The organism is Acinetobacter sp. F-1, from assembly GCF_022869025.1.
GTDB lineage: Bacteria > Pseudomonadota > Gammaproteobacteria > Pseudomonadales > Moraxellaceae > Acinetobacter > Acinetobacter pseudolwoffii.
Window position 1 is genome coordinate 85,784 of the sequence record NZ_JAJKFX010000009.1, and the last position, 25,559, is coordinate 111,342.

At 46.5% G+C, this 25,559-nt stretch carries 19 protein-coding genes; 14 read left to right on the plus strand and 5 right to left on the minus strand.

What is annotated here, in order from left to right; genetic code table 11:
- Window positions 1-50: 50 nt before the first annotated feature.
- Entirely contained in the window at window positions 51-4,172 is a 4,122-nt protein-coding gene (locus tag LOZ91_RS09935) for a UvrD-helicase domain-containing protein (RefSeq protein ID WP_244783115.1), read from the minus strand.
- Window positions 4,173-4,176: 4 nt separating this feature from the next.
- Window positions 4,177-7,881 carry an exodeoxyribonuclease V subunit gamma gene (locus LOZ91_RS09940; RefSeq protein WP_244783116.1) on the minus strand — a complete coding sequence of 1,235 codons (3,705 nt, stop codon included), beginning with the start codon at window positions 7,879-7,881 and terminating at the stop codon, window positions 4,177-4,179.
- A 175-nt stretch (window positions 7,882-8,056) separates the two neighbouring features.
- Here LOZ91_RS09940 and LOZ91_RS09945 point away from each other — a divergent pair, with 175 nt between their 5' ends.
- Window positions 8,057-8,557 carry a hypothetical protein gene (locus tag LOZ91_RS09945; RefSeq protein WP_180049790.1) on the plus strand — a complete coding sequence of 167 codons (501 nt, stop codon included), beginning with the start codon at window positions 8,057-8,059 and terminating at the stop codon, window positions 8,555-8,557.
- Window positions 8,558-8,610: 53 nt separating this feature from the next.
- On the opposite strand, the gene LOZ91_RS09950 is transcribed toward LOZ91_RS09945, so the two are convergent.
- Window positions 8,611-10,029, minus strand: a complete 1,419-nt coding sequence (locus tag LOZ91_RS09950; RefSeq protein WP_244783127.1) for a phosphate--AMP phosphotransferase — start codon at window positions 10,027-10,029, stop codon at window positions 8,611-8,613.
- 205 nt (window positions 10,030-10,234) lie between these two features.
- On the opposite strand from LOZ91_RS09950, the gene LOZ91_RS09955 reads away from it, so the two are divergent.
- The 7 genes from LOZ91_RS09955 to LOZ91_RS09985 all read left to right on the plus strand — a co-directional run bounded on the left by LOZ91_RS09955 (window position 10,235) and on the right by LOZ91_RS09985 (window position 16,395).
- Window positions 10,235-10,939 (plus strand): hypothetical protein, encoded by a 705-nt coding sequence (locus tag LOZ91_RS09955; RefSeq protein ID WP_244783117.1) that lies wholly within the window; start codon window positions 10,235-10,237, stop codon window positions 10,937-10,939.
- A 146-nt stretch (window positions 10,940-11,085) separates the two neighbouring features.
- A complete protein-coding gene (gene ubiE, locus LOZ91_RS09960; RefSeq protein ID WP_005095322.1) occupies window positions 11,086-12,030 on the plus strand; it encodes a bifunctional demethylmenaquinone methyltransferase/2-methoxy-6-polyprenyl-1,4-benzoquinol methylase UbiE in 945 nt (314 codons plus the stop codon).
- A 12-nt stretch (window positions 12,031-12,042) separates the two neighbouring features.
- Window positions 12,043-12,720, plus strand: coding sequence for a hypothetical protein (locus tag LOZ91_RS09965; protein WP_005095321.1), 678 nt, complete (start codon window positions 12,043-12,045; stop codon window positions 12,718-12,720).
- Between the two features lie 12 nt (window positions 12,721-12,732).
- Complete coding sequence (locus tag LOZ91_RS09970) at window positions 12,733-14,352, plus strand: AarF/UbiB family protein (protein ID WP_244783118.1); 1,620 nt, start codon at window positions 12,733-12,735, stop codon at window positions 14,350-14,352.
- A gap of 72 nt (window positions 14,353-14,424) precedes the next feature.
- A complete protein-coding gene (locus tag LOZ91_RS09975; protein WP_100357912.1) occupies window positions 14,425-14,847 on the plus strand; it encodes a hypothetical protein in 423 nt (140 codons plus the stop codon).
- 90 nt (window positions 14,848-14,937) lie between these two features.
- On the plus strand, window positions 14,938-16,017 hold the full coding sequence (locus LOZ91_RS09980) for a patatin-like phospholipase family protein (protein ID WP_244783119.1): 1,080 nt from the start codon (window positions 14,938-14,940) through the stop codon (window positions 16,015-16,017).
- A gap of 60 nt (window positions 16,018-16,077) precedes the next feature.
- Complete coding sequence (locus LOZ91_RS09985) at window positions 16,078-16,395, plus strand: hypothetical protein (RefSeq protein WP_005172988.1); 318 nt, start codon at window positions 16,078-16,080, stop codon at window positions 16,393-16,395.
- Between the two features lie 54 nt (window positions 16,396-16,449).
- Here LOZ91_RS09985 and LOZ91_RS09990 read toward each other — a convergent pair whose 3' ends face one another.
- Complete coding sequence (locus LOZ91_RS09990) at window positions 16,450-18,804, minus strand: Tex family protein (RefSeq protein ID WP_005172989.1); 2,355 nt, start codon at window positions 18,802-18,804, stop codon at window positions 16,450-16,452.
- A gap of 336 nt (window positions 18,805-19,140) precedes the next feature.
- Here LOZ91_RS09990 and ompR point away from each other — a divergent pair, with 336 nt between their 5' ends.
- The 4 genes from ompR to LOZ91_RS10010 all read left to right on the plus strand — a co-directional run bounded on the left by ompR (window position 19,141) and on the right by LOZ91_RS10010 (window position 24,228).
- Window positions 19,141-19,905, plus strand: a complete 765-nt coding sequence (ompR, locus tag LOZ91_RS09995) for a two-component system response regulator OmpR (RefSeq protein WP_004278590.1) — start codon at window positions 19,141-19,143, stop codon at window positions 19,903-19,905.
- Window positions 19,906-20,164: 259 nt separating this feature from the next.
- Window positions 20,165-21,625, plus strand: coding sequence for an ATP-binding protein (locus tag LOZ91_RS10000; RefSeq protein ID WP_180190850.1), 1,461 nt, complete (start codon window positions 20,165-20,167; stop codon window positions 21,623-21,625).
- A 205-nt stretch (window positions 21,626-21,830) separates the two neighbouring features.
- Window positions 21,831-23,348: an acetyl-CoA hydrolase/transferase family protein gene (locus tag LOZ91_RS10005; RefSeq protein ID WP_244783120.1), complete on the plus strand. Its 1,518-nt coding sequence runs from the start codon at window positions 21,831-21,833 to the stop codon at window positions 23,346-23,348.
- Between the two features lie 229 nt (window positions 23,349-23,577).
- A complete protein-coding gene (locus tag LOZ91_RS10010; RefSeq protein WP_005095305.1) occupies window positions 23,578-24,228 on the plus strand; it encodes a DsbA family oxidoreductase in 651 nt (216 codons plus the stop codon).
- A gap of 109 nt (window positions 24,229-24,337) precedes the next feature.
- On the opposite strand, the gene LOZ91_RS10015 is transcribed toward LOZ91_RS10010, so the two are convergent.
- Window positions 24,338-24,538, minus strand: coding sequence for a dodecin family protein (locus LOZ91_RS10015; protein WP_005095303.1), 201 nt, complete (start codon window positions 24,536-24,538; stop codon window positions 24,338-24,340).
- Window positions 24,539-24,939: 401 nt separating this feature from the next.
- Here LOZ91_RS10015 and LOZ91_RS10020 point away from each other — a divergent pair, with 401 nt between their 5' ends.
- Both LOZ91_RS10020 and LOZ91_RS10025 read left to right on the plus strand, forming a co-directional pair.
- A complete protein-coding gene (locus tag LOZ91_RS10020) occupies window positions 24,940-25,107 on the plus strand; it encodes a hypothetical protein (RefSeq protein ID WP_244783121.1) in 168 nt (55 codons plus the stop codon).
- 267 nt (window positions 25,108-25,374) lie between these two features.
- Complete coding sequence (locus tag LOZ91_RS10025) at window positions 25,375-25,554, plus strand: hypothetical protein (protein ID WP_005095300.1); 180 nt, start codon at window positions 25,375-25,377, stop codon at window positions 25,552-25,554.
- Window positions 25,555-25,559: the final 5 nt, after the last annotated feature.

Below are 25,559 nucleotides of genomic sequence, written 5' to 3' on the forward strand. Positions count from 1 at the left end.
CACAGGATAATTTTCTGTTTAATCTCTATATATTTTATCAGGCAGCAAAATTATGCTGTTTTTTTCTGCTCAAAATAGCCCAAAATCTGATCCAGTTTTTCAACGAATTCGATGTCTGGTTGCCAGTGATATACACCTTGTTCCATCTGCCCGTGCATACCGCGTAAATATAAATAGCTTGCGCCGCCCAGATGCTGCTGCATTGAATACGCCTGCATATTTGCGTTCAGATAACGATGCAGGGCCACCAGATACAAGGCTGCCTGCAACCAGTAACTGGACTGGCTCATATTCTGCTGAATCGCCTCAGCGGTATAATGCTGTTGATCTGGGCCGAGAAAGTTACTTTTATAATCGGCAATATGGTAACGCTGGCCATCAAAATACACCAGATCGATGGAACCGGTCAGATAACGTGCCGATTTGGCTTCATTAAAATCGCTCATGACCATGTCATGTTCAACAAAGAGCTGATGAATTTGTCGGATCTGCAAAGGCGCATCGGTCAGTGACAGATAGAACGGGAATTCTGACAGATACTGTTGATCACCCAGTTGTGCCAAAACAAAATCTGCCTGAATCGGAGTGACCAGAATGTCATGCACCCAGTCATGCATCAGATTGAGTAAAATATCTTCCCTAATTTCATCAAGCAATCCATCTAAAGCAGTCTGGAATATGCTTTCGACATTGAGCTGTTCAGGACTTGCAAGGTGTGCAATCTGGGCCATTTCCTGTTCAAAAAACAGGATAAAGCTGTCATCATCCAGCTCGGTGAAATAACGCTCAAACTGGCTTAAAAAAACCACCAAGGCTGATCGGTCTTGCTGTGCCGATTGAAATAACTGTCGCCATTGTTGACGATAAGCTTCGCTCTGATCATGCAGGCGAATGCCGCTCAGCAATTTATAGTTCAGGCTGGACAAAACGCGTTGCATACTCTGTTGCAACTCATCTGCTTTGAAATTTGCCTGCGCTGCGGCTTGAAAAAGGCTACGCAGATTCACCGCTGCGGCCTGATAATGCGGCGCAAAGGTCTGCTCCAGCACAGTACGCAGTTGAAAGGCCTGTTCGAATTTTTCTTTTAGCTCCTGCCAGATTTGCGGTGCAGTATTTTTAAAACGACGGCGAATTTCCAGATTCCAGTAACTGCTGTCCTGAAAATTGATATGTTCAAAAATACTGTGCAAGAAAGTTCCGGCCACCGTACCTTTGGGGAAATTCAGCTTGATCCAGTCCAGCGGTGTGACAGCCGGCTGATCTGCTAAAGCATCCAGATTGATTTCATCCGCTGCACTATCCGGGTGTTCCTGGGCATTGACCAGATCATCCTGCAAAACTGGCGCATGTGACTGATGTTGCGACAATGCGGTAAAACTGGTTTTGGTGCGTGGATAGAACTGTCGCTCTGGCAAAGGTTGCGCCAGCATGTCGATCTTATGATGGTGTGACTGCTCGACCAGACGTGCCGGTTCCTGAGACAGCGGCTGCTCGACCAGAGTTAAAGCATGTTCGAAGATGGCATCGCCCTGCCCACGCCAGAACGCCAAGCCCGAATCGGATTGTGAAGCGTGGTCTTGCAACATGGCATATATCCGATGACTGGCACGGGTCAGCGCCACATACCAAAGCCGGTGATTTTCCGCTGCATTACGCGCTGCATTCTGTAAAATCGCCTGCTCGTGCAAATTCTTATGATTGACCGCAATCACCCGGGATTGTTCTAAAATACTTTCAGACAGTGTGCCACTTAATGAAAAGTTCAAATTGCCTTTATTCACATCAAAAGCAGCATCTGCGCCCAGTAAAAATACCACTTTAAATTCCAGCCCTTTAGAGGCATGGATGGTCATCAGCTGTACCCCATGATCACCAGACAGCTTGCGTTCTTTTTCACTGTCTTTGCCTGAAGGGGACTGTAACTGACGCAAATACCAGTGATAGAATTTTTGGGCACCCTGATAATATTCACTTTGCTGGCTCAGAATTTCGGTCAGATGACGCAGATTCACCACCACCCGTTCATTGTCCAGACTTTGACTGGCCACCAGATGAGTCCAGACCTGAAACAGGTTTAAGGCATAATTCCATGCCGTGAGAAAACCTTTTTCGAACCACATTTCCCGAATTGCATCCAGATCGGCAATATAGCGACTGAGTCCTTCACTCTGCGCCTGTAACTCAATCAGTTTTTTCAGGTTGAAACCCAGCAGGCGGGTCAGTAAGGCACGTTTAACCTTGGCTTCATTAAAAGGATCCATGATCGCAGTCAAGACGGCCGCGACATCCTGCGCAATGGCACTGGCAAAAACACTTTGTTTGGATTCTTTATAACAAGGAATACCCATACGCTGTAGGCGCTGCTTGACCTGTTCCAGGGCAAAATGTCCAAACCCCAGCACTGCAATATCATCGGCTTTCAGGCTTTGAATACTGTTCTGCTGCTGAAAATACAACTGCTGTTGAGCAGACTGATTGAGGAGTGTACGGATTTTCCAGGCCACCTGATCGGCTTCTACATCCGACTCACCCAACTGAATCCAGCGTAAGGGCTGCGGATTGCAGACAGCGCTATCGATGAGATCCGGATGCGGCCGACTCCCGGCCTGAATCAGGGTGTACTGCACCTGTTCACCAAAATCCATCTGGCGTTGAAATAAAGCATCGACCACTTCGACCAGCGCTTTGACCGAACGATGGTTCTGCATCAGGGTATATTCGCGGCCCTGCTTCTGCCGCACGTCAGCATGTGCCTTGTTATAGGTCAGCATGTCGCCACCACGGAAACCATAAATCGCCTGTTTCGGATCGCCGACCATAATCATGCAGCCGGATTGAACCCGGCTAGCATCCCGCCAGATCTTGGCCAGCAGGTCATCCTGATCCTGATTGGTGTCCTGAAATTCATCCACCAGAATCAGCGGATAACGTGCCTGTACAAACTGGGCAAAGCGCTGACCCTGCTGTCCTTGCAGTGCTTCCGCCAGTGTGCGGATTTGCTGGGAAAAAGTCGTTTCACCCTGCTGTTGCAGGGTTTGTGGCAAACGAGTCTGCACACTTTGAATAATATGAAATTCCAAATAGGTCGTGAGCTGCTTCAACTGCTCATCCAGATCCTGTTTGACCTCACACAGTACATCAATTGCCACGATCAGGCTGTGTTGCAAAATCAGCTGCTGCTCCGCTTCCGGACAGCTCTTGTTAAAAACCTGAGTGGTCGGCTGGAAATCAGTTTTTTTACGGCGTAAATGGCACAGATTCAGTAAAATCGGTTGCAATTCTGCATCAAAGAAACTCATGCCACCCTGAGTTTGCAGGGCTGCGCTCCAGGTCATAAAGTTTTCACAAACGTCGGTTAACTTGGTCAAAAAACTCTTGTGAAAATACTTCGGACTTTCCTGACAATAGCGCCGCATGACTTCGAGATCATGCTCATGAATATTCAATAATTGGGTAATACAGGCTTCTAATTTACCTAAATCACATTCAGCCGGCTCGACCTTCTGGAATTGCTGCTTGCTAAAATTCAGGGCATCCCGAACCAGCCCGGTATAATGCTCGACCGGTTTCAGCAGATTCTGCACATACAAATGATTGACCATATATTGGGGCTGCTGCTGAATCCAGTCACGCAGCACATCATGAATCAGTTGCTGGATATATAAATCCTGATCTTCGGTCAGTTCAGCACGTTCAATCTTGCCACTTTCAAAGGCAAATTCACGTAAAAGTTTCTGGCTAAAGCTGTCCAGCGTCCCGACAAACAGTTCATCCAGCTGGGTCAGTACCAGACGCAAACGGCGACGGGCATAGTCCATCCGTGTACCATAATCTTTCAACACCTGCTGAAATAAAGGATCAGTTTCGCTCTGAATCTTCGCTGCAATTTCCACAGAATTGAGCTGCTGATGACGCTGGATATAGGCCAAAGTTTCTTCGACCCGCAGCCGTACCCGGTTTTTCAGTTCGGCCGTTGCCTTGCGGGTGAAGGTGGTTGCAATCACCTGATGCGGATAATACTGATCCAGAAAAATCCGCACCATCAAACTGGATAAAGTATAGGTCTTGCCGGTACCTGCCGAGGCCTCAATCCAGTGTAAGCCCCGGAACGTCATGTCCTGAATCGGATTGGTAGAAATGGCTTTTTGCATCTGCTGCTTTAACACGGTCATATTGCTATTTCACCCATTCCAGATGTTGGTGAATCGGCGCATACAGAGCATGGGCGAAATCATGACAGCAGCGCTGCAAGGCCAGATCCGGGTCCTGATCCTGCAAAATAAACTGCCAGTCCTGATGCAACAGGCTGGATTCATCCGAAGCCAAAGGCTTGGCACTTTCATAGCTATTGTTCCAGGCTTTTAGCAGTTCCGGCATTTCCACAATGGTCATTTTGCCCTGTTCATTTTCGGCCCACTGCCACTCTTTTTTCATCAACAATTCTGCCGGCAACACCAGTGGCTGCTTTTGACCAATTTCCCAGGCTTTGAACCAGAACTGTAAATATTCTCGCGCTTTACTCGAACTCAATCCGGAAAACTTCAGGGTTTTATTACTGAAAATCACAATACGTTCCAGTTCCGGCGAGCGTGCATCATCATTCAGATAAGCCAGCCATAACAGATATTCCAGCCAGATCTGGGCACGGCGTTTTTCCGAGGCCGAAGAGGATTGCAGACTTAACCAGTAACTGCTGTATGAAACCTGAGGCACGTTAATATGAATGATCAGTTCAGGACTAAATTGCAGGGATTGCTGGGTCACCGGCGTCAGTTCTTTGCCGAGCTGTAGCAAACGTTCTTGCAACAACTGCTGTTCCTGCTGACTGCTGAGCCAGGTGGCTTGCTGGGTTTTGCCTACTGGCAAACGGTCTAGCATCAAGCTCGGCTCAATCTGCTGATCTTGTTGTAATAGAAAATCCCGCACCTGATATTGTTCCAGCTTGTTTAATAACAAGGGCTCACGGGAACTCGGCAAATCTGCATAGCGAATTGTGGAAATTCCGACACTTTTCAGAAATAAACGTGCCGGGAAAATCATGTCCCGAATCCACTCATCGCCTTTCAGCACCCGCAGTTCTTTTTGTTCAACTGCCGGATAATGCGCATTGATCCAGCTGCTGCGCTTGCCTTCGGCACTTCGGATATATTCTGCCACCGCAAACCACTGATCCCGATAACGCGGTGTTTGCGCATCTGCAAATCCGGCTGGATCAAAAGGCTGCAAGGGATGTACATGATAAAGCTGCTGGATATGCTGGGCGACTGACAGACCATTGATTTCCACCACAGGATCGACTTCGGCATCCGGCTGTTCCGACTGACAGATGAATGCGATATGCTGAATCAGTTCCTGCAAGGCAGTGGATGGATCTCGGGCCTCGCCATCGTCCAGATCAAAGCCATTATAAAACAGCCATAAATTATCCTGCGCCAATAGTAAGGCATCCAGAAAAGCACCCTGCTCATCATCCAGACGCGAACGATCGCCGAGTTGCGGCTTCAGGCTGCGCATCAGATCAAACGGCACCTGCTGATTCCGGCTCGGAAACTTACCGCTATCCAGATTCAGCATCACCACCAGCTGATAAGGGAGTGGCCGGATCTGGCCAATCTGGCTAAAAGTGATCTGTCCGGTTGGTTCGGCCTGATCCAGCTGCATTTCTAGCGTATTCTGAATTTCTTCCAGCACATAAGGCAAAGGCAAACTCAGTGCCACCAGCTCCTGACTGGCATGTGAATCATCCTGCTCATGATAATCAGCCAGGGTCAGCATCCGCATCTGCTTGTCGATAATCTCGGCAACAGTTTTGAGCGATTCCACCCCGGCATCACGAAATTCATTCAGGTCAGCCCGCAAATATTCCAGCCAGGTTTTCACCGGTGTGCGCTGTCCGGTCTCATGCAAAGTCAGCCAGTCACGGCGCTGCACCAGATCCTGATAAATCTGGATCAGGGTTGAAATCAACGGGAAATCACTGGTCAGAACCTTGGCATAACTCAAGGTATCCTCAAACATTGTATGTTCAGGAATGGCCAGGCCCAAAGCCAGACGGTCTAGCGCGAATTTAAAACTAAAACGGTAATCATCATCGCCTGCGCTCAGGCTTTGCTGTAAATGCTGCTGGTCCAGACCGCGCTTGAAGCCAGCCTCCGTCAGCAACTGCAACATCCGTTCTACCTGACTATAGTCCAGAGCATAACGTTGCTGGGTGGCATTCAGGCTGAGCCAGTCGGCAAAGTCCTCAATACTGAAACGGCGACGTACCCACTGGATCCGGCCCAGTACCGCGCGCCAGGCATTGCTAACATCCAGACGCGACACCCCGGCAATCTGGATCGGTAAATACAGGTTATCTTTTTGCAACCGTTGGCTGCCGATCTCACGTTCACGTGGTGGCAGGGCAAAGACACTGCGAATCGCCGGTTCCAGTTCTTTCAGATTCGGACTCAGCACCAGAATGTCGCTCGGTTGCCGTGGCTGCTGTTCCGTGCCTTGTGCCAGCCAGTGAATCAGCTGTTCTTTGAGTACTTCCAGCTGACGCAACGAGGAATGACAGACATGAATCTGCACCGAATCATCGGCCGGATTTAAAGCATATTGATGCTGTTCAGGTTCGAGTAAATATAAAATATCTGACTGGATTTTTGCCAGCAGCTTGTCCTGATAGTCATCGACAAAAACATCGGCCCAGAGACCTTCTTCTCCAGAAGACAGTTTGGAGAGTAAAGAGAAATGATCCCGCGCCTGCTTGCCAAATCGGGTCAACAGCGGATGCCGCGATTCACGATCTTCGGCATTAAAGTTAAGCTGCTTGATTCGAAATTCTTTCAGTTCAGCATCATTCGGTTTACGTTGGCGAGTTTTTTCAAAGCGCTGAATAAAGCGCTCTTCCCGTTGCAGATCAAATCTGGCTTTCCAGTCCGGATCGACACTGTCGGCCCAGTATTCCTGCGAGGGGTTAAAATGAAAGATATAAATGTCTATGTACTGACCCAGACGGCGTAAAAAGTCCAGCTGGCTGGGCGGAAGTTCCAGTAGGCTAAACACCACTATCTGTGCCGGCAAGCGTTTCAGGGCTTCGCTTCGGGTTTCCGGATTCTCCAGCCGTTCCCAATACAGGCGTTCAATCTCCAGAATTTTGGCATAATCCTCCTGAAATACATGCTGCCACAACCAGCGTTGCCAGGCTTCCAGCTCACGCGCCTGAATTTTGACGAAATCGGCCACCTGCATTTCGTGACCATTTTCATCTTTGGGACTATAAATCATCTGCTCGATATCCAGCGCACTATTCTGTCCCCAGGCCTCTAGCCAGTTGGTCGGGCAGCTGCAGCTTTGCGGTGGACAGTTACGTGCACAATAGCCGCGATAATCCATATAATGGCTGAACAAGCGCGATACCTGTTCGGCCACCCAGTACAGCATGCTCTGTTTTTTCAGCTGTTTTTCTGTGCCCTGTTCCAGCCGGTCGGCACTGTCGTAAATCCGCTTTACAATTGAATACAGCGGATGATCGACGTCTAAGGGAATCTGTTCTGGCAGAATACATTTGCGCAGTGCCTGAAACACGCGCCATTTGATGATAATACGCGGAATATTGGCTTCTCGAACCTGTTCGACTTCTTTAGGCGCATTCAGCACCCACTGATAAGACGTCCACTGAAACGCACGAATTCGGTGATGGAACTGGCTATTGGCACTGATGCCTTTCTTCTCGGCAATTTTTTGAGTCAACCAGCTTTCTACGGCCGGAGACGGCACAATAAAATGCCGGGGCTGTAACACTTCAAACGGATGCCGGGCAGTTTGATTGACAATACGCAGCATACTATCCAAAAGCACATCAATGCGTTGACTCTGAATAACATGGATTGCCATCGTTTCCCCTGAACTGCTGAACTAGTTTTACTACAAAATGATAAAGATTAGTTACTATACATCTCGAGCGCTGTATGACACTTTAAAACCACACTTCAGTCGAAAAATTTCTTTGAAAAAAGCATCTTAATGATGCTTGCATAGAAAAAAACAACATAGAGCTTAGGTAGTGCCCATGAAATTAGATAAAATTCCTGAACGTATCGATCCAAGCTTAGATTTGGAACAAATTCGTGCCGAGTGCCTAGAACTCACCAAAAAACGTGCCTACTATTCTGCGGGTGCCGCCATTATTCCAGTGCCGTTTATGGATGTCGTCATTGACATCGGCATCTTGTCGCAATTGATTCCCGAGATCAATGCCCGCTTCGGACTGGCGCCTGATCAGATCAGTGTCTACGATCCGAAAACCCGTCAGGTGCACTGGAATGAGCTGCGTAAACGCGGCGTAGAATTTTCTGGTCTGGTGGTCGCGCGAACTGCTGTCAAAAAATCTTTGAACAATGTTGCAGCGAAAGTGATCACAAAGCAAGTGACAAAATTCATTCCCCTGGGTGGTCAATTGATTGCCGCCAGTCTGGGCTATTTTGTCATGAAAAAAATTGCCGAAGCTCATGTCGAGGAATGCTACCGTGCGGCTAAAAATATCCAGCAAAAACAGATCGCTCAAGGTTAAGCACATTTGAGCTCAATATTTTAAACAGCTGAGCCCGTGCTACTTCAGGCAGATTATTCTGCCTGAAGCTGTTTTAAAATGGCCTTTAACACCTCGACCCGTGCGGTATTTTTATCATCGGTCGCAATGATATGCCAAGGTGCATAATCGGTCGAGCTACGTTCAAACATGTCGGCTGCTGCTTTCAGATAATCATCCCAACGTTCCCGGTTACGCCAGTCATCCTCAGTAATTTTAAAACGCTTATGCGGTGTATCTTCGCGTGCCTTGAAACGTGCAGCCTGTTCATCTTTGGAAATGGCCAGCCACAGCTTGATCACCACGGTTTGATGCTTGACCAGACTTTGCTCAAAACGGTTAATTTCCGCATACGCACGTTGCCATTCTGCGGCACTGGCAAAACCTTCTATCCGCTCTACCAGCACCCGCCCATACCAGGAACGGTCAAAAATACAGATATCATCATCGCTTTGCAGTTTGGTCCAGAAGCGCCATAAATAGGGACGGCTCAGCTCATATTTTTCTGGTGCGGCAATGGTATGAATTTCATATTCACGCGGATCCAGTTTTTTCACAATGCGCTTGATCGCGCCGCCCTTTCCAGCCGCATCCATGCCCTCAAACAGAATCACCACATTCCGCGGATCGGACCGCATCGCCTTGGCTACCTTAGCCGTTAATTTTTTCAGCTCCGGCTTGTAATCCTCTGCCTTGGCTCGAGTTTCGGCAGGATGTTTTAACAGTTCGGGAATCTTGGCCTGTTTCCATCGTCCACTGGCTCTGGCCGGATGATTGGGGCAATGCTTGAGAGCACCCAGAATATGCTGGGCAAATTGCTGGTCACGCTGCTGCTCATCCTCACCCTCAATAATGAACCAGTCTTCGGTAAAATGCTGACGCAAGCGCTGCAAGGTGTCGTACTGTTTTCTGTTGCGCCAGTCCAGACCATGCAGCTGATGCCAGTGCGCTTCACTCGGATCCATGGCATCCAGCCGTTTTTGCAGGGCTTTCCAGGACAGGTCAAACCAGACCTTGACCACATCGACATGATTATTTTTCAGGTCCTGTTCAAAGGCTTGCATCTCTTGCAGATAATGATTGAACTGTGCATTAGTGATCGGATCTGAAACTTGCATAGCGCTGCTCAGTAGGTCGCTGTACCAGTTGCCAAACAAGACCATGATCTGTCCTTCGGCCGGAATAAACCGCGCATAAGGCTGCCACAAAGTCTGTTTAGGCCCGGCCACTTGTGGTGCATCCGCTTTCACGCGCAAATAGCGCGGATCGACCCATTCACGCAGCTGCTTGACCGCTTCACCCTTACCGGCCAGCTCAATCCCGTTGACCAGAATCAACAGGCTTTTGGCATTTTTCTGGCCGCGTGTTTTTTTTAAATCATATTGAGCATCAATCAGCTCGACCGATAACTGATCTTCATCCATTAACTGAAATTGTGGTTGTTCCATGCGTATCTTCAACCCTGATGTTTTATTCTGTTTGCAGTATAACGATGAGTTTTGGCGCAAAAATAGCTCTGGCAACGTTTTTCACACGATTAAATTGGCTATTTAAACAACACATTGACAGACAAATGTCCGATCTGTGTTCAATTTGTCATAGCAGGATTGTCCGGCAGCCTCTAAGATTCTTGCATTCTCAAACTATAATTGAAATCTCATGTCCAAACTTGCCGTACTCGATGATCTGTTAGCGCATTATTATCAACTGGCTTATCACACCCGGCCTGACATTTTAAGCCGTTTACAGGATGTGCAGGCCTGGCAGAAAGTCCGCATGCAGCGCACTCATCGCGCCCATTTTGCTGAAAAACAAAACCTGTTGATGTCCGAATATTTCCTGAACCGTCTCTACGGCGGTGCTGAATTTGATGCGCTGGCAGAACAGATTGCCCGGCTGATGAAATATGCGCATAAAGCAGAAAAAGTTATTCCGGAAAATGCCATTAAAACCGGCACCTCAGGGGTAGAGCTGGCTATTCTGGCGGTACAACTGGATGAACAGGTCGCGATTCAGTTATTACAGGATTATCATCCACATGAACCGCTGACCGATGAGATGATGCGCCTGACCTATCTCAAACTGGATCAGGGTCAGGCACGGTTAAAACAACTGGCCTTGCTGGATCAGCTCGGTATGAGTCTGGATAAATACATGCGCTCCTTTGTGGTCTATGCGGCCTTCAAGATGTGTAAAGGCGCGGCCAATAAATATAACTTTCAGGTGATGTATGCGTTTATGCAGGATGGTTTCCTGGCCATGAAGCCGCTGAAATCGGCAGAAAAATTTGTCCGTGAATTTACCGCAACCGAACGCCAGATTATTGATAAAGTGCACTCTGGCGATGCGTTGCCATTTCAATAAATAGTAGTGCAGTATTTCTGCCAAGCGCACATTTTTCTGTATATTATTCATAACAATTGCATCATGATTGCTGAATAAGCCTTTAGAATCTGTCATGATGCAGACAATGCAAGATTAACCCGATTGATATGTTAGGAGTGACTCCAATGTCGAATGAAAATACAACGCCTACCCCTACCCCTGAGTCGGCACAACAGACAGACAAAGTGAGCCCATTCTTAACTGAACCTCTTCCACAAGGTACGCCGCAAGGTCAGCAACAATCCCTCGAACAACGCCTGACTGATACGCCAGTCACAGGCTCGGTGCCGAAATATAACCTGCCACGCGGTGCCAATACCGGCAACGTGGGTTCAACCACACATTTTGGTTATCAAACCGTAAACAGCGAAGAAAAAGCCCAGAAAGTGGCTGAAGTGTTCCATTCGGTGGCGAGCAAATACGACATCATGAATGACCTGATGTCTTTCGGGATTCACCGTCTGTGGAAACGTTTTGCAATCAATATGTCCGGTGTACGCCGTGGCCAGCAGGTGCTGGATATCGCCGGCGGTACCGGTGACCTGGCCAAAGTGTTTAGCCGCGAAGTGGGCCCGACCGGTCATGTGGTGCTGTCTGATATTAACGAATCGATGCTGAATGTCGGTCGTGACCGTCTGATCGATGCCGGCTGTACCAATGTCGATTTCGTTTTGGCTAATGCTGAAACCTTAGAACCATTTGCAGACAACAGTTTTGATCTTTTGACGATTTCATTCGGTCTGCGTAACGTGACCGATAAAGATGCCGCACTTGCATCGATGTATCGTGTACTCAAGCCAGGTGGTCGTTTACTGGTGCTGGAATTCTCTAAACCGGTGTTTGAGCCATTCTCTAAGCTTTACGATCTGTACTCATTCACAGCCTTGCCAATCATGGGTAAAATCATTGCCAATGATTCTGAAAGCTATAAATATCTGGCTGAATCGATTCGTATGCATCCAGACCAGCGCACCTTAAAAGGCATGATGGAAAATGCCGGCTTCCAGAATTGTGACTATCACAACCTGACTGGCGGGATTGTTGCAGTTCACCGCGGTTTTAAACTTTAAGGTTCACTCCCTATGTGGTCAATTCTGGCACTCGGTGCTGTTGAACGCGTGATTCACCATGTGATTGATCTGGATGCGATTACCCGCATCCAGCTAAATGCTTTGTCTGGTAAAATGCTGCGGGTGGTGATTGCTTCGCCGCAGCTTTCGGTCGATGTGTTTTTTGATAAAGACAAGCTTCGTCTGGAGCCGACCGCGACTGGTCATAGTGAAGCATCTTCAATCTTTGAACAGCGTCCATTTGATGCTGGCTCATCTACAGTCACCGAAGCGACTGCAACCTTGCAGGTCAGCAATGTGGTGGAATTACTCAAGCTGCTGCTGTCCGATGAAGTCGGCAATATTCCACTGCAAGGTGACTACAAGTTATTGCAGGAAATCCAGCGCATCATGCAACAGGCAGAGCTGGATCTGGCGGCGCACTTAAGTCCCTGGATTGGCCCGGCACTGGCACATGAAATTGGTAAATTTCAGCTATTACCCAAACAGCTGAAACGTACCCTGCAAAGTCAGCTATTCTTTGCCGAAGATGCCTTAAAAGAAGACAGTGGTCTGTTTGCCCCACGCTGGCAAATGGATGACCTGAATCAGGACACCCGTATCCTGAATCAAAATTTAGATCGGGTTGAAGCGAAAATCCAGCAGCTTCAGGCCCAGATCGATACCTCAAACAATTCTACTCAAGACTAGGTACGCTGCTTTATGATTCCGCATGTTTCACGTTTACTCGAACTTTGGCGCATCGCCGCGCACTATCGACTCGACACGTTGTTTCCTGCGGAAGAATTACCAGAAAAGGCCCGGCATATTCTGTCTTTGATCCGTATGCATCCGGCCGCCTGGTCCAGTCGTGAACGTAAAAACCCGCTCAAGCTAAAACTGGCTTTAGAGGAAATGGGTCCGCTGGCCATTAAAATGGGTCAGTTACTCTCTACACGTCGCGACCTGATTGCACCTGAACTTTTACAGCAACTGGTCTTGCTCCAAGATCAGGTCAAGCCCTTTGACAATGACGTGGCCAAGATGCGCATCCAGGAATCACTGAAAGCCGATGTGAATACCCTGTTTGCCCGTTTTGACACCCAGCCTCTGGCTGCTGCCTCGATTGCACAGGTTCATACCGCTGCCCTGCATGATGGCCGTGAAGTGGTGGTCAAGGTGACCCGTCCGAATATTCGCCAGCAGATTTTGCAGGATTTTGAAATTCTGCAATGGCTGGGGGACTTTCTGGAAAAACGTCTCGAAGCAGCGCGTGCCTTACATTTATCTGAAATCATTCAGGATTACCGCCAGATCATTTTAAATGAGCTGGACCTGACCCTGGAAGCGGACAATACCCGCCGCATGCGCCACCACTTTACCGGCTCGAGCATGATGTACGTGCCGGAAGTGTATATGGACAGCAAAGATGTGCTGGTGGCTGAGCGCATTACCGGAGTACCGATTTCAGATATCGCGACCTTTGACCGACTCGGCATGGATCGTGCCGATCTGGCGCGTAAAGGCCTGACCATCTTCTTTACCCAGGTGTTCCGCGATAACTTCTTCCATGCCGACATGCATCCGGGCAATGTCTTTGTCGAAACCATCAATCCGGGCAATCCGCGCTTTATCGCACTGGACTGCGCGATTATGGGCGAGCTGTCCAAACATGACCAGATGACGGTAGCACGCATGCTGCTGGCGGTCATGAACAGCGACTTTATGCAGCTGATTCAGGTGGTACATCAGGCCGGCTGGATTCCACCAGGCACCGATCAGGATGCCTTGGCACGGGAAATGCGCCGTAGTGTCGGGCCAATGGTCTCTAAACCAATGCATGAGCTGGATTTTGCCGGTATTTTGATTGAAGTGATGGACATTGCCCGTCGTTTCCATCTGGAAATTCCACCGCAACTGATGCTGCTACTCAAAACACTAGTGCATGTCGAAGGCTTGGGAACCGACCTGTATCCGGAACTGGATATCTGGAGTCTGGCCAAACCGATCCTGACCGACTGGATCAAGGCACAAATGAATCCGCAGAAAAACCTGAAAGAACTGGGACAAAAAATTCCGGATCTGCTATTAGGGGCACAGGATCTACCAACCTTGATAATTGATAGCCTGAACGGTCTGAAAAACCAGTCAGCCTGGCATGCCAAACAGCTCAATGAACTGCAAAGCATGCGCCTGCAAATGGAACTTCAGCAAAAACGTAGCTGGATGTTTGGCAGTATCATGGCCATTCTGCTGTCGATTGCGATTATTTCACCATGGTTTGTGTCGGTGCTTCTGATTGTGCTGGTGAGCGTTCTGGCAGTCTGGCGAATTTCGAAATAATTTTTTAAATAGCCTGATTCGTCAGGCTTTTTTATGCTTAAATTATTGAAAAAATAAAACAAGAATATCCAAATGAAATATAGTTTTTTATGCGCACTGTATCGCCAGAATAGACAAAAAACCTTTCTCACTGCACTACTTTACAGCTTCCCAACATGGATAGATATTTTTTTCTATATCAACCAAACAGCCCATTGGCTTGCATGGTCCCCTGCTGCCAATACCACATTCTACCGCCTGATTCATAGTGACTATTTCTGGCTCATTGTCAGCTTTAACCTGCTTCCGTTGTTATTTCTATTCTGTCTACGACAAACACAGCTAATACTAGCTTTAAAAATATGGATAGGTATTGCAGGTAGTTTCTTTCTAATTCATGCTTTTTACTGGCCAAGCTATCCTATAACCACGCTTTTGATTATTTCATTTAATCTACCTTTTTTAAATTTACGCAATAAAGAACTCATGCACACTTACATCAACCCGATGCCATGACTCTCAAGTCACCTTAGGACATATCTTGCCATTGGGTCTAAAGACGCATCGATTAAAATAAGCACACACTTGGCTGGTATGGGTTGAATCATGGTACAGATTTTACAAAAACGGGCGCCTGCGCTGACGATTCGTGCTGGCCATCTGGCACGTGAGCTGATTCTGCAACAAGGATTACAACCTGAACAGGTCGATATTATCCCCGGTGCTGCGGGTGGCCCAAAAGGAATCGGGATTCAGGGTCTGGATCAGGCGATTTTTGGCGAGTTTTTCCCACGTGCCCCACAACGGCGTACTCTCGTTGGTTCCTCGATTGGTAGCTGGCGTTTTGCCAGTATGGCTGCACATGGGGCTCAACAGGGAACCGAGCGTTTAGCTGAGCTGTATACCAACCTTTATTTCCATAAAAAAATGACCCGCCAGGAGGTCAGCGAAGTTTGCCGCGGCATGCTACTCGACCTGGTACAAGGCAAGGAAAATGATCTGGTCAATCATCCGGATTATCATCTCGCAGTCATTTCAATTAAAGCCCAGCACATTTTCCAGAGTGACAAAGTGCTGCCTTTGCTGGCCTCTGTAGCCGGAATTGTCGGAACGACTGCTGTTGCACGTAAACACAGCCGTCATTTTATGCAACGTGTGATTAGCCAGCCGAATATGGGGGAACAATTTCAAATCGCGGAAGATGGATTTACTACACATTATCATGCCCTGACCGAGCAGAGTGTATTGTCCTGGCTGATGGCCTCGGCGTCGATTCCCGGGGTAATGGCAGCGGTGAACAATATTCCAGATGCACCGCAGGGTTATTACCGCGATGGTGGTCTGATTGACTATCACATTGACCTGCCCTTTCAGAGCAAAGGCATTGTGCTCTATCCACATTTTACTGACAGCATTACTCCCGGCTGGTTTGACAAGTTATTTAAACGCACCTCAAATCCGGAAAATCAGGCACGCACCTTGCTGCTTTCTCCATCGCAGGAATATCTGCAAAGTTTGCCTTTAGGCCGCTTACCGGATCGTAAGGATTTTACCCTGAAGGGCCTAGATCAGGCAGAACGGATCAAATTATGGAAAGCCTGTATTGCTGAAAGTCAGCGTTTAGGTGATGAGTTTCTGGAGCTGGTCGAGAAGCAAAATTTTGCTGAGGTCATGAAAAGCTTGTAATTGACCGAGAATGCCCGATTATTTGTATAATTGCTTTCATTTTGTGAACTGTTGAGATTTATGCAGAAGTTTTTAGTGGTCCTGCAATACCTGTGTCTGGCCTTTGCCGTCTATCTGACTTATAGCGTGAGCATCTCGCTGTATAACCAAGATTTTATCCTGATGGAGCTGGTTGCTGATATTGGTACGATTCTGATCTGTATTGACTTGGGCGTGTTTTTATTTAGCAGTAAAACCAAAGCAGGCATTACCATGGAAGAATATGCCAAACGATTGGAACAACCACCATCGAAACTGGTCTATGTGACACGAAAAATGGGGCATCTGGGTATTTTGCTGATTATTACCAGCTGGATTGTACCGATGATCAATTCATAAAAATCAGATATAAAAAAACCTCCCGATGGGAGGTTTTCTTTTAGCAATTAAAGATTACTTTGAACCTTTAATCCCTGCTTGTAATAACAATGCGCCTAAACCACCAATTTTTTGCTCTTGTGGTTTAGCCACTTGAGGTTTCTTGCCCTGAGGACGCTCACCTTGCGGACGCGCTTGCTGTGGACGTTTGCCTTGAGGCTTACGCTCACCGCGCTGTTCATTGTTTTCACGACGTGGCTGACGTGGTGCTTTTGCCGGCGCTTCAGAACCTTCAGGACGCATCGATAAGTTCACACGATTACGTTCAGCATCCACATTCAAGACCCGCACTTGCACGATTTGACCCGGTTTCACCACTTTATGCGGATCCGCGACAAATTCATTGGCAAGTTCAGAAATATGTACCAAACCGTCTTGATGCACACCGACATCGACAAATGCACCGAAGTTAGTGACATTGGTCACCACACCTTCAAGCTGCATGCCTTCAGACAATTGCGCAACTTCAGTAATGTCATCACGGAACTTCGCCGTACGGAATTCTGGACGCGGGTCACGACCCGGTTTTTCCAGTTCGCTTAAAACATCTTTGATAGTTGGCAGACCGAACTTCTCATCTGCAAATTCTTCAGCATTGACCTGACGAATGATTTCAGTATTGCCAATGATATCTTTCACTGTCGTCGCTTTCGCTTCAACAATTTTAGATACAAGTGCATAAGATTCTGGATGCACTGCAGATGCATCGAGTGGCTCAGAACCATCTTGAATACGCAAGAAGCCTGCTGCCTGCTCAAAAGTACGCTCGCCTAAACGTGGCACTTTCTTCAAGGACTGGCGATTATCAAAACGGCCATTTTCCTTACGGAATTCCACAATTTGCTGTGCAATCGATTTATTCAGACCTGCGATATAACCCAAAATCGCCGCAGATGCCGTGTTGACATCGACACCCACCGAGTTCACACAGTCCTCTACCACTGCTTCAAGGGTTTTCGCCAGACCAGTCTGGTTCACATCATGTTGATACTGACCCACACCAATCGATTTCGGATCGATTTTTACCAGTTCAGCCAATGGATCCTGTAAACGGCGTGCAATTGACACTGCACCACGAATCGACACATCCAGCTCTGGCAGTTCTTGTGATGCCAGTTCTGATGCTGAATATACCGAGGCACCTGCTTCAGACACAGATACACGGGTCAGTTTAAGATCGCTATTCGCCGCCATCATTTCAGCCACTAAAGCTTCAGTTTCACGGCTTGCCGTCCCATTACCCACTGCAATCAGGTCAACATTGAACTCGCGGCATAAACGTGCCAGTTCAGCCAATGAACCTGCTTTATCATCTTTGGGTGCAAATGGATAAATCGTGCTGTGTGCCAGCACATCACCCGATGCATTCACCACAGCCAGTTTCACACCGGTACGGATACCCGGGTCAACGCCCAGAGTGGTGCGCGCGCCTGCAGGAGCAGAAAGCAGTAAATGACGCAAGTTTTCAGCGAATACGTTCATGGCTTCTGTTTCAGCAGCCAGACGTTTTTCAGTCAGCAATGAATGTTCAATGCTTGGACGCACTTTGCCAAGCCAGAACAGTTTTGCAGTTTGCTTCAAGAAGTCCTGACGTGCTTGCGGCTGAATCGTTTCTAAATTGTATTCAGTCTCAATGCGTGCCAATGGTGCAGCATCTTCGCCATCCACTTTCAGGCCCAGGACGTTTTCTTGACGGCCACGCAGCATCGCCAATAAACGATGTGAAGGCACTTTGTTCAGGTTTTCAGAGAAATCGAAATAATCACGGAATTTTTTACCGACTTCTTTCTTTTCTTCAGAAGCAACCAAACTTTTCAGCACTGCAGTTTTGGCAAAAGTGGCTTTCAGTTCAGTGGTCAGCGCGATATTTTGTGCCCAGTCATCAATCAGGATATGCTGGATCGCATCAAGCTGGCTTTCAGTATCTGGATAATCGTCATGGCTAAAACCGGCCAATGCGTCGCTTGGATCTACCGCTTCAGCAAAAATTTTCTCGGCGATTGGGCCTAAACCGGCTTCCTTGGCCTTAAATGATTTACTGGTACGTTTTGGACGGTACGGTGCGTAAATTTCTTCTAATGCATTTTTGGTTTCAGCTGCATTCACACGCGCCAACAAATCATCAGACAATTTATCTTGTTCTTTGAGTGATTCAATCACCTTGTCACGGCGCTCATACAAATCACGCAAGTATGATAGACGCGTATCGAGTTGACGTAGTTGCGTATCGTCTAAGCCTTGCGTTACTTCTTTACGGTAACGTGCAATAAAAGGAACACTGGCACCTTCATCAATAAGCTTGATGGCAGCTTCAACTTGGTTTGGACGTACGGCAAGTTCTTTTGCCAACTGCTGAACTAAGTCAGTCATCGTGTTTGATCCCACAAGGATAAGTACTAAATGGCATGATTATAAAGACCGGGCCTATAAAATCCACCATTGTTTTTATTAATTTGTCTCAACTTTATATTATGAAGTGCGACAGTTTTCAGCTTTTCTGAATATAGTTTGCATGAACTTTGCTTTTTATGTTGCTCCAAATCATATTTTTTGTCCATTTAGATGTATATATTTGGTATCTATGTCTTGATTTTAACTGCAATATTTGGTGCTTTAGAGCATAGTCAATTAATATCAATGAATCGTATACTCAAAGCATATTTCATTTTTTGTTTATGACGACAATAAAGAATAAAGGAGCATCTCATGAGTTTAGTTGTACCTGCTGAAAAAGCCGATGCCGTACATACCGAAACAGACCGAGTCGAACGCATCTTGGTTGTTGATGATGATGTTCGTCTGCGTACCCTATTGCAACGTTTCCTCGAAGATAAAGGCTTTGTGGTGAAAACTGCACACGATGCCACGCAGATGGATCGACTTTTACAGCGGGAACTGTTTTCTCTGATCGTGCTCGACTTTATGCTTCCGGTTGAAGATGGTTTAAGTATCTGTCGTCGTTTACGCCAATCCAATATCGATACGCCCATTATTATGCTGACCGCGCGCGGCAGCGATTCTGACCGTATTGCAGGGCTTGAAGCCGGTGCGGACGATTACCTGCCTAAACCGTTTAATCCGAATGAATTGCTGGCGCGTATTCGTGCGGTATTGCGTCGTCAAGTGCGTGAAGTACCGGGCGCACCGAGCCAGCAAATGGAAGTGGTCTCATTTGGCCCCTGGTCACTGGATTTATCAACCCGTACATTGACCCGTGAAGGTCAAGTCGTGACTTTAACCACAGGTGAGTTTGCGGTATTGAAAGCTCTGGTTCAGCATCCACGCGAACCGCTCACCCGTGACAAGCTGATGAATCTGGCACGTGGTCGTGAATGGGGTGCCATGGAACGTTCGATTGATGTTCAGGTGTCACGTTTACGCCGTCTGGTTGAAGAAAATCCGGCGCGTGCGCGTTATATCCAGACCGTTTGGGGTGTGGGTTATGTGTTTGTTCCAGATGGTGCGGAGTAAATTAATACCTTGATTCATGACGGAGTCTGATGGTTTAAGCTCATTTATAGGGTTTAACCTGCGGTTCGCCTTACTTTTGTTTCGACAAAAGTAAGCAAAACCATTGTCATCCGCAAAACTCGACAACCTCCGTCATTCAAGCAATTCTCTCGCAGAAACATCATTGATCATCTTAAGTCTTGCCTCAAACAGTTGCGGATGACCTTAACGTGTATCCAACTACGGGGGAAGCCTCCCCTTTTGAGCAAAAGGACGCAGTGTGAAACTCGACCCCATCGACCCACAAAAATTTACCGATTTTGTTACCTACTCAGAAAAAAAACGCACCCGTGGGGAACGCTTTCTTGATAAGATCAAACCACGTTCTGCCGCCATGCGTACCACAGTTCTGGTGGTCTTTGTGGTCTGTTTCAGCCTGTTCATGTCTTTGTGGTTCTTCTGGCGTACCTTATTTTTACCTGAAATCCAGCAACATGCGCGCTATCTGGCCATGGAACTGGAAATTCTCAATAATCCCGATCTACGCCTGTATCATAAACAGCAGGAAGTCGATATTGATACCTGGTTAAAAAACCGCGTTGGTATTGAATATGTGACCAATCCGGCAGAGTATCCCACTGTTCGGGAAAAAGTGATTGCAGAATTTTTTACCCGGCAGATCGAAACCAAGCTGGCCAAAGAACTACGTATTGAAGAAGCCACAGTCTATTTCCAGTTTAAACCAAGCCCGCGCATCTGGATTCAGACCCCTGAAATGAATGGTCACTGGGTGCAAGAGCCTTTAAAGACCTATGCCAATTACAGTAATGAGCTGATTCTGGGCTGGTTACTGGGCACGCCGATTATTGTCGGTATTATTATCCTGACCCTGGTGCGTCAGCTGAACCGTCCTTTACGCCGCTTGCAGAATGCCGCCAACAGTTATAGCCGCATCGGTTCAGCACCCTATCTGGACACCAATCATGGCCCACTGGAAATCCGTCAGGTCAATCATGCCTTTAACCAGATGATTTATACCTTGGACCAGACCGAGCGGGAACGCCGCATCATGCTGGCCGGCATTTCACATGACTTGCGCACGCCTTTAACGCGGATTCGTCTCAGTGCCGAAATGATGCCCGATGAAGACTTTCTCAAAGAAGGTCTGATTTATGATGTGGAAGATATGGACGCGATTCTGGATCAGTTCATTTCCTATATGCGTGATGGTTCCGATGAAGAACCACAGGACACCAATGTCAATGTATTGCTTCAGGAACTGGTCAAGCAGTTTAAACCGCTCGACATCCGTTTCAGTCCGCAAGAAATACCGTTGATTCAGGCGCGCAGCATGTCGCTAAAAAGACTGATTGGCAACCTGATCAATAACTCGAAACGCTATGGTTCAGAACCGATTGAAATCTCTGCACATGTCGAGGAAAACCAGCTGTTAATTTGTGTTGCAGATCATGGCGAAGGCATTCCGGAAGACCAGATTGAAGCGCTGATGCAGCCTTTTGTACGGGGAAATTCAGCACGAACCGTCCAAGGCAGTGGCTTGGGACTGGCCATTGTGAAACGGATTGTCGATATTCACCAAGGTCAATTACGCATTCATAATCGCCCTGAAGGCGGACTTGAAGCCATCATCTCACTCCCCTTGAATCAGCTTAACCCAGAGATGCCTCCCCCAGCCACCACACTTGATAAAATCCGCCAAACACTGACTGATCGCTTTTAAGAAACGATCAGTCAGTGAGCAAATGATTTTGTAGTTTTTCTATACAATTCATTTTATATTTCATTAATTCAATCACTTAAAAATCATCATTTTTTATTATACCTACATTTAGCTAAAAAATTAGACCTTAGCCTAACACCTATGCACAATACATTTTTTGAGCGGTACAATCCGTCTCATAGTTTAAGAATTAATGAGAGTTAAAATGTCTTTAGATCGTATCCGTTTAGCCTCCCTACACAACAAAGTCATCAGTCCAGAACAAGCGGCTGAATTCATCAAAGATGGCATGACTGTGGGTATGAGTGGCTTTACTCGCGCGGGTGAAGCGAAGGCGGTTCCTTTAGCTTTAGTTCAACAAGCAAAAGCAAATCCATTAAAGATCACGTTAATTACTGGTGCATCACTAGGAAACGATCTAGACAAACAACTGACTGAAGCTGGCGTACTGGCACGTCGTTTACCGTTCCAGGTCGACAATACTTTACGTAAGGCGATCAACAACGGCGAAGTGATGTTCATCGACCAGCATTTGTCTGAAACTGTTGAACAAATGCGTAACCAACAGCTGAAAAAACCAGATGTTGCGATCATTGAAGCGGTTGCAATCACTGAAGATGGCGGCATCATTCCAACCACATCTGTAGGTAACTCTGCAAGCTTTGCAATCTTTGCTGAAAAAGTAATTGTAGAAATCAATACCAACTTAAGCCCGGCATTTGAAGGCTTACACGATATCTATATCCCGTCATACCGTCCAACGCGTCAAGCGATTCCTTTGACTCAAGTGGATGAGCGTATCGGGACACATGCGATCAATATTGATCCATCTAAAATTGTCGGTATCGTATTCAACAATGACTTGCACGACTCACCATCTACAGTGACTGCACCAGATGATGAGACGCAAAGCATCGCCAATCATTTGATCGCTTTCTTTGAAAAAGAAGTGGCTGAAGAGCGTCTACCGAAAAACTTAGGTCCATTACAGGCGGGGATTGGCTCAATTGCCAACGCAGTATTGACCGGTCTGAAAGATTCGAACTTCGAAGACTTGATCATGTACTCAGAAGTACTACAAGACTGTACCTTTGAATTGATTGATGCAGGCAAAATGAAGTTTGCTTCAGGTTCTTCGATTACCCTGTCTGCTAAATATGGCGAGAAAGTATTTAACAACCTGGAACAATACAAAGACAAACTGGTATTACGTCCACAGGAAATTTCGAACCATCCTGAACTGGTACGTCGTTTAGGTATTATCGGTATCAACACGGCACTTGAGTTTGATATTTACGGTAACGTGAACTCGACTCACGTCTGCGGTACCAAAATGATGAACGGTATTGGTGGTTCAGGTGACTTCGCACGTAATGCGCACCTGGCGATCTTCGTGACCAAATCTATTGCGAAAGGTGGCGACATCTCTTCTGTAGTGCCTTTTGCTTCACATATCGACCATGCGGAACACGATGTAGATATTCTGGTAACTGAACAAGGTTTGGCAGATCTTCGTGGTTTAGCGCCACGTGAGCGTGCCCGTGCAGTGATTGATCACTGTGCACACCCAATGTATCGTGATGCCCTGAATGATTACTTTGACCGTGCTTCTGTAAAAGGCGGCCATACGCCTCATCTGCTTCGTGAAGCGCTGTCTTGGCATTCAAACTTCGAAGAAAATGGTCACATGCTGGCTGTTGAAGCTGCAGTAAAAACTGCATAATTGACTGCATTCGAAAAACGCCCTACGGGGCGTTTTTTTATGGGATTTTTATCTTTCTTGAATAGCCATAAGCAGACTCTCTGGACAAAATCATCAGGCTATCATTCATATTCTCGTCCAATCTTCATGCTGCCAATATGCTGTAGAAATCCCCTTCTGATGCTCAAGGACTTTAAATTCTGATTCTTCACCCTCATACTTAAACACAAGAGTAAATTAGAGACATGACATGCGCGTAGATATCTGGTCAGATGTGGTTTGCCCCTTCTGCTATATTGGTAAAAAACGTTTAGAAGCAGCTGCACAAGAAGCAGGCATTGAACTTGAAGTGCATTGGCACAGTTACCAGCTCGACCCTGAAGCACCAGTGCGCCAGGAAGTGTCCAATTCTGAGCGTCTGGCACAAAAATATGGTCGTAGCGTAGCTGAAGTCGAAGAAATGCAGCGTAATATTGCCGAGATGGCCAAAGCTGAAGGCATTGAATTTAACTGGGAAGGTGCCAACTCAGGCAATACTTTCAATGCGCATCGTATTATTCATCTGGCGCAAAGCAAAGGTTTGGGTACTGATGCACAGGAAGCTTTCTTCTATAGCTATATGACGCAAGGCTTGGCCATTGGAGAGCGTGAAACACTGGAAGATGTCGCAGCACGTATTGGCCTGAATCCGGTCGAGGTCGATGACTTACTGGACTCTGATGAATTTTCTGATTTTGTCAAATTTGATCAGGAAGTGGCACAGGATCAGCTCAAAGTGACTGGTGTACCTTTCTTTGTTTTTGATCAACGTGTGGCCTTGGCAGGCGCGCAGCCTAAAGACGTGTTCTTGCAGGTTTTTGAGAAAGCGCTGGAGACTGCAGCAGAAAATCCGGCTGAATAATACTCAACAGAGAGTTGCAATACGCCTAGGCAATCGAACTCAGAAAATTTATAAAAACATCCCCATTTCAGATGGGGATGTTTTTTGCATGTCATTTACACTCATTGACTTAGTCGACCAGAAAACTAATTTTTAAATTTACACGATATTCCGTGATTTTATTTTCTTTGATGACCACCTTCTGTTCATTGATCCAGGCACCTTGTACATTTTTGATGGTTTCTGTGACTTTTTGAATACCGGTTTGAATCGCATCTTCAAAGCTTTTCGTACTGCTTGAATTAACTTCCACCACTTTTGCAATTGCCATAATGAAACTCTCATTGTAAACATGAATGAAAATCCATCTTAGTTCATTCCCACAGGATTGCAGCAGCGCGTAAACAAGCGACAGCAAAAACTTACATGGATTGAACAAAGCTTTCATCTGAGCAGATGAAAATCTGTTGACCTTATTTTGGCAGTTCATGGTATTCAAATTTCCATTGTGACTAACAACCATAAAAGCCCCATAAACAGCTGAACCCCAGACTAGAGCAAATACACTAATATATTGTTTTGTAGAATAATTTTTCTAATTTTTTAGGTGCTGCTTTTGCCGAATCTATCATTTTCTATTCAGCCTTATTTGCTATGATTTCACCCGAATCAAGTTTAAATACTCTCCCCTCTGTTCAAGTTGTTGAACACCCTGATATTAAAGGTCGTCCCATGAATGCTCTTAAATTTGCTTTCGCAGCAACTGTTATAGCTTTTTCTGTTCAAGCATCAGCGCAAATGGCACAAGTGGTTTATCTGTCAGACTTTCCGGCAAGCAAAGCACCTGCTGAAACTGTAAATACAGAAACTGCAACGCCGGCAACTGAAAAAACTGCTTAATACCCAAAAAGTTTTTATGCAAACAGGCTGATTGATTCAGCCTGTTTTTTTATATCGATTTAATTTAGCTGCTCTCTGAAGAAAATCTGTATTTTAAAAATTATCGATCATTTCATATTTTGTTATTTTCCATTGATATTGATCGCTTTTTTGTCATTAAATTTACTAGTTTATAAATATAAAACAGTTAAAATAAATCACTATTTCATGTGATCTACGCATATAATTGTAGCAATATAAAAATACTGATAATACAAAAGCATTGTTATGAACAGACTTCAGGCATTGGTGCAGGGCAAAATTTCACCTCAGTCCATTTCTATTGATTTTCTGATTGAAATGGCAGAACGCCATACAGATCCTCATTCTGCTGAATACAAATTAATCGAGTTGGCGCTGAATATGGTGCTGGCCCAAACTTTGGATAAAGCGCTAAAACATATCTAGAGATA

Excerpts from the sequence above, each read along its gene's own strand:
- LOZ91_RS09935 (WP_244783115.1), bottom strand. The coding sequence starts at position 4,172 with ATGACCGTGTTAAAGCAGCAGATGCAAAAAGCCATTTCTACCAATCCG.
- LOZ91_RS09940 (WP_244783116.1), bottom strand. The coding sequence starts at position 7,881 with ATGGCAATCCATGTTATTCAGAGTCAACGCATTGATGTGCTTTTGGAT.
- LOZ91_RS09945 (WP_180049790.1), top strand. The coding sequence starts at position 8,057 with ATGAAATTAGATAAAATTCCTGAACGTATCGATCCAAGCTTAGATTTG.
- LOZ91_RS09955 (WP_244783117.1), top strand. The coding sequence starts at position 10,235 with ATGTCCAAACTTGCCGTACTCGATGATCTGTTAGCGCATTATTATCAA.
- ubiE (WP_005095322.1), top strand. The coding sequence starts at position 11,086 with ATGTCGAATGAAAATACAACGCCTACCCCTACCCCTGAGTCGGCACAA.
- LOZ91_RS09965 (WP_005095321.1), top strand. The coding sequence starts at position 12,043 with ATGTGGTCAATTCTGGCACTCGGTGCTGTTGAACGCGTGATTCACCAT.
- LOZ91_RS09970 (WP_244783118.1), top strand. The coding sequence starts at position 12,733 with ATGATTCCGCATGTTTCACGTTTACTCGAACTTTGGCGCATCGCCGCG.
- LOZ91_RS09975 (WP_100357912.1), top strand. The coding sequence starts at position 14,425 with ATGAAATATAGTTTTTTATGCGCACTGTATCGCCAGAATAGACAAAAA.
- LOZ91_RS09980 (WP_244783119.1), top strand. The coding sequence starts at position 14,938 with ATGGTACAGATTTTACAAAAACGGGCGCCTGCGCTGACGATTCGTGCT.
- LOZ91_RS09985 (WP_005172988.1), top strand. The coding sequence starts at position 16,078 with ATGCAGAAGTTTTTAGTGGTCCTGCAATACCTGTGTCTGGCCTTTGCC.
- LOZ91_RS09990 (WP_005172989.1), bottom strand. The coding sequence starts at position 18,804 with ATGACTGACTTAGTTCAGCAGTTGGCAAAAGAACTTGCCGTACGTCCA.
- ompR (WP_004278590.1), top strand. The coding sequence starts at position 19,141 with ATGAGTTTAGTTGTACCTGCTGAAAAAGCCGATGCCGTACATACCGAA.
- LOZ91_RS10005 (WP_244783120.1), top strand. The coding sequence starts at position 21,831 with ATGTCTTTAGATCGTATCCGTTTAGCCTCCCTACACAACAAAGTCATC.
- LOZ91_RS10010 (WP_005095305.1), top strand. The coding sequence starts at position 23,578 with ATGCGCGTAGATATCTGGTCAGATGTGGTTTGCCCCTTCTGCTATATT.
- LOZ91_RS10015 (WP_005095303.1), bottom strand. The coding sequence starts at position 24,538 with ATGGCAATTGCAAAAGTGGTGGAAGTTAATTCAAGCAGTACGAAAAGC.
- LOZ91_RS10020 (WP_244783121.1), top strand. The coding sequence starts at position 24,940 with ATGAATGCTCTTAAATTTGCTTTCGCAGCAACTGTTATAGCTTTTTCT.
- LOZ91_RS10025 (WP_005095300.1), top strand. The coding sequence starts at position 25,375 with ATGAACAGACTTCAGGCATTGGTGCAGGGCAAAATTTCACCTCAGTCC.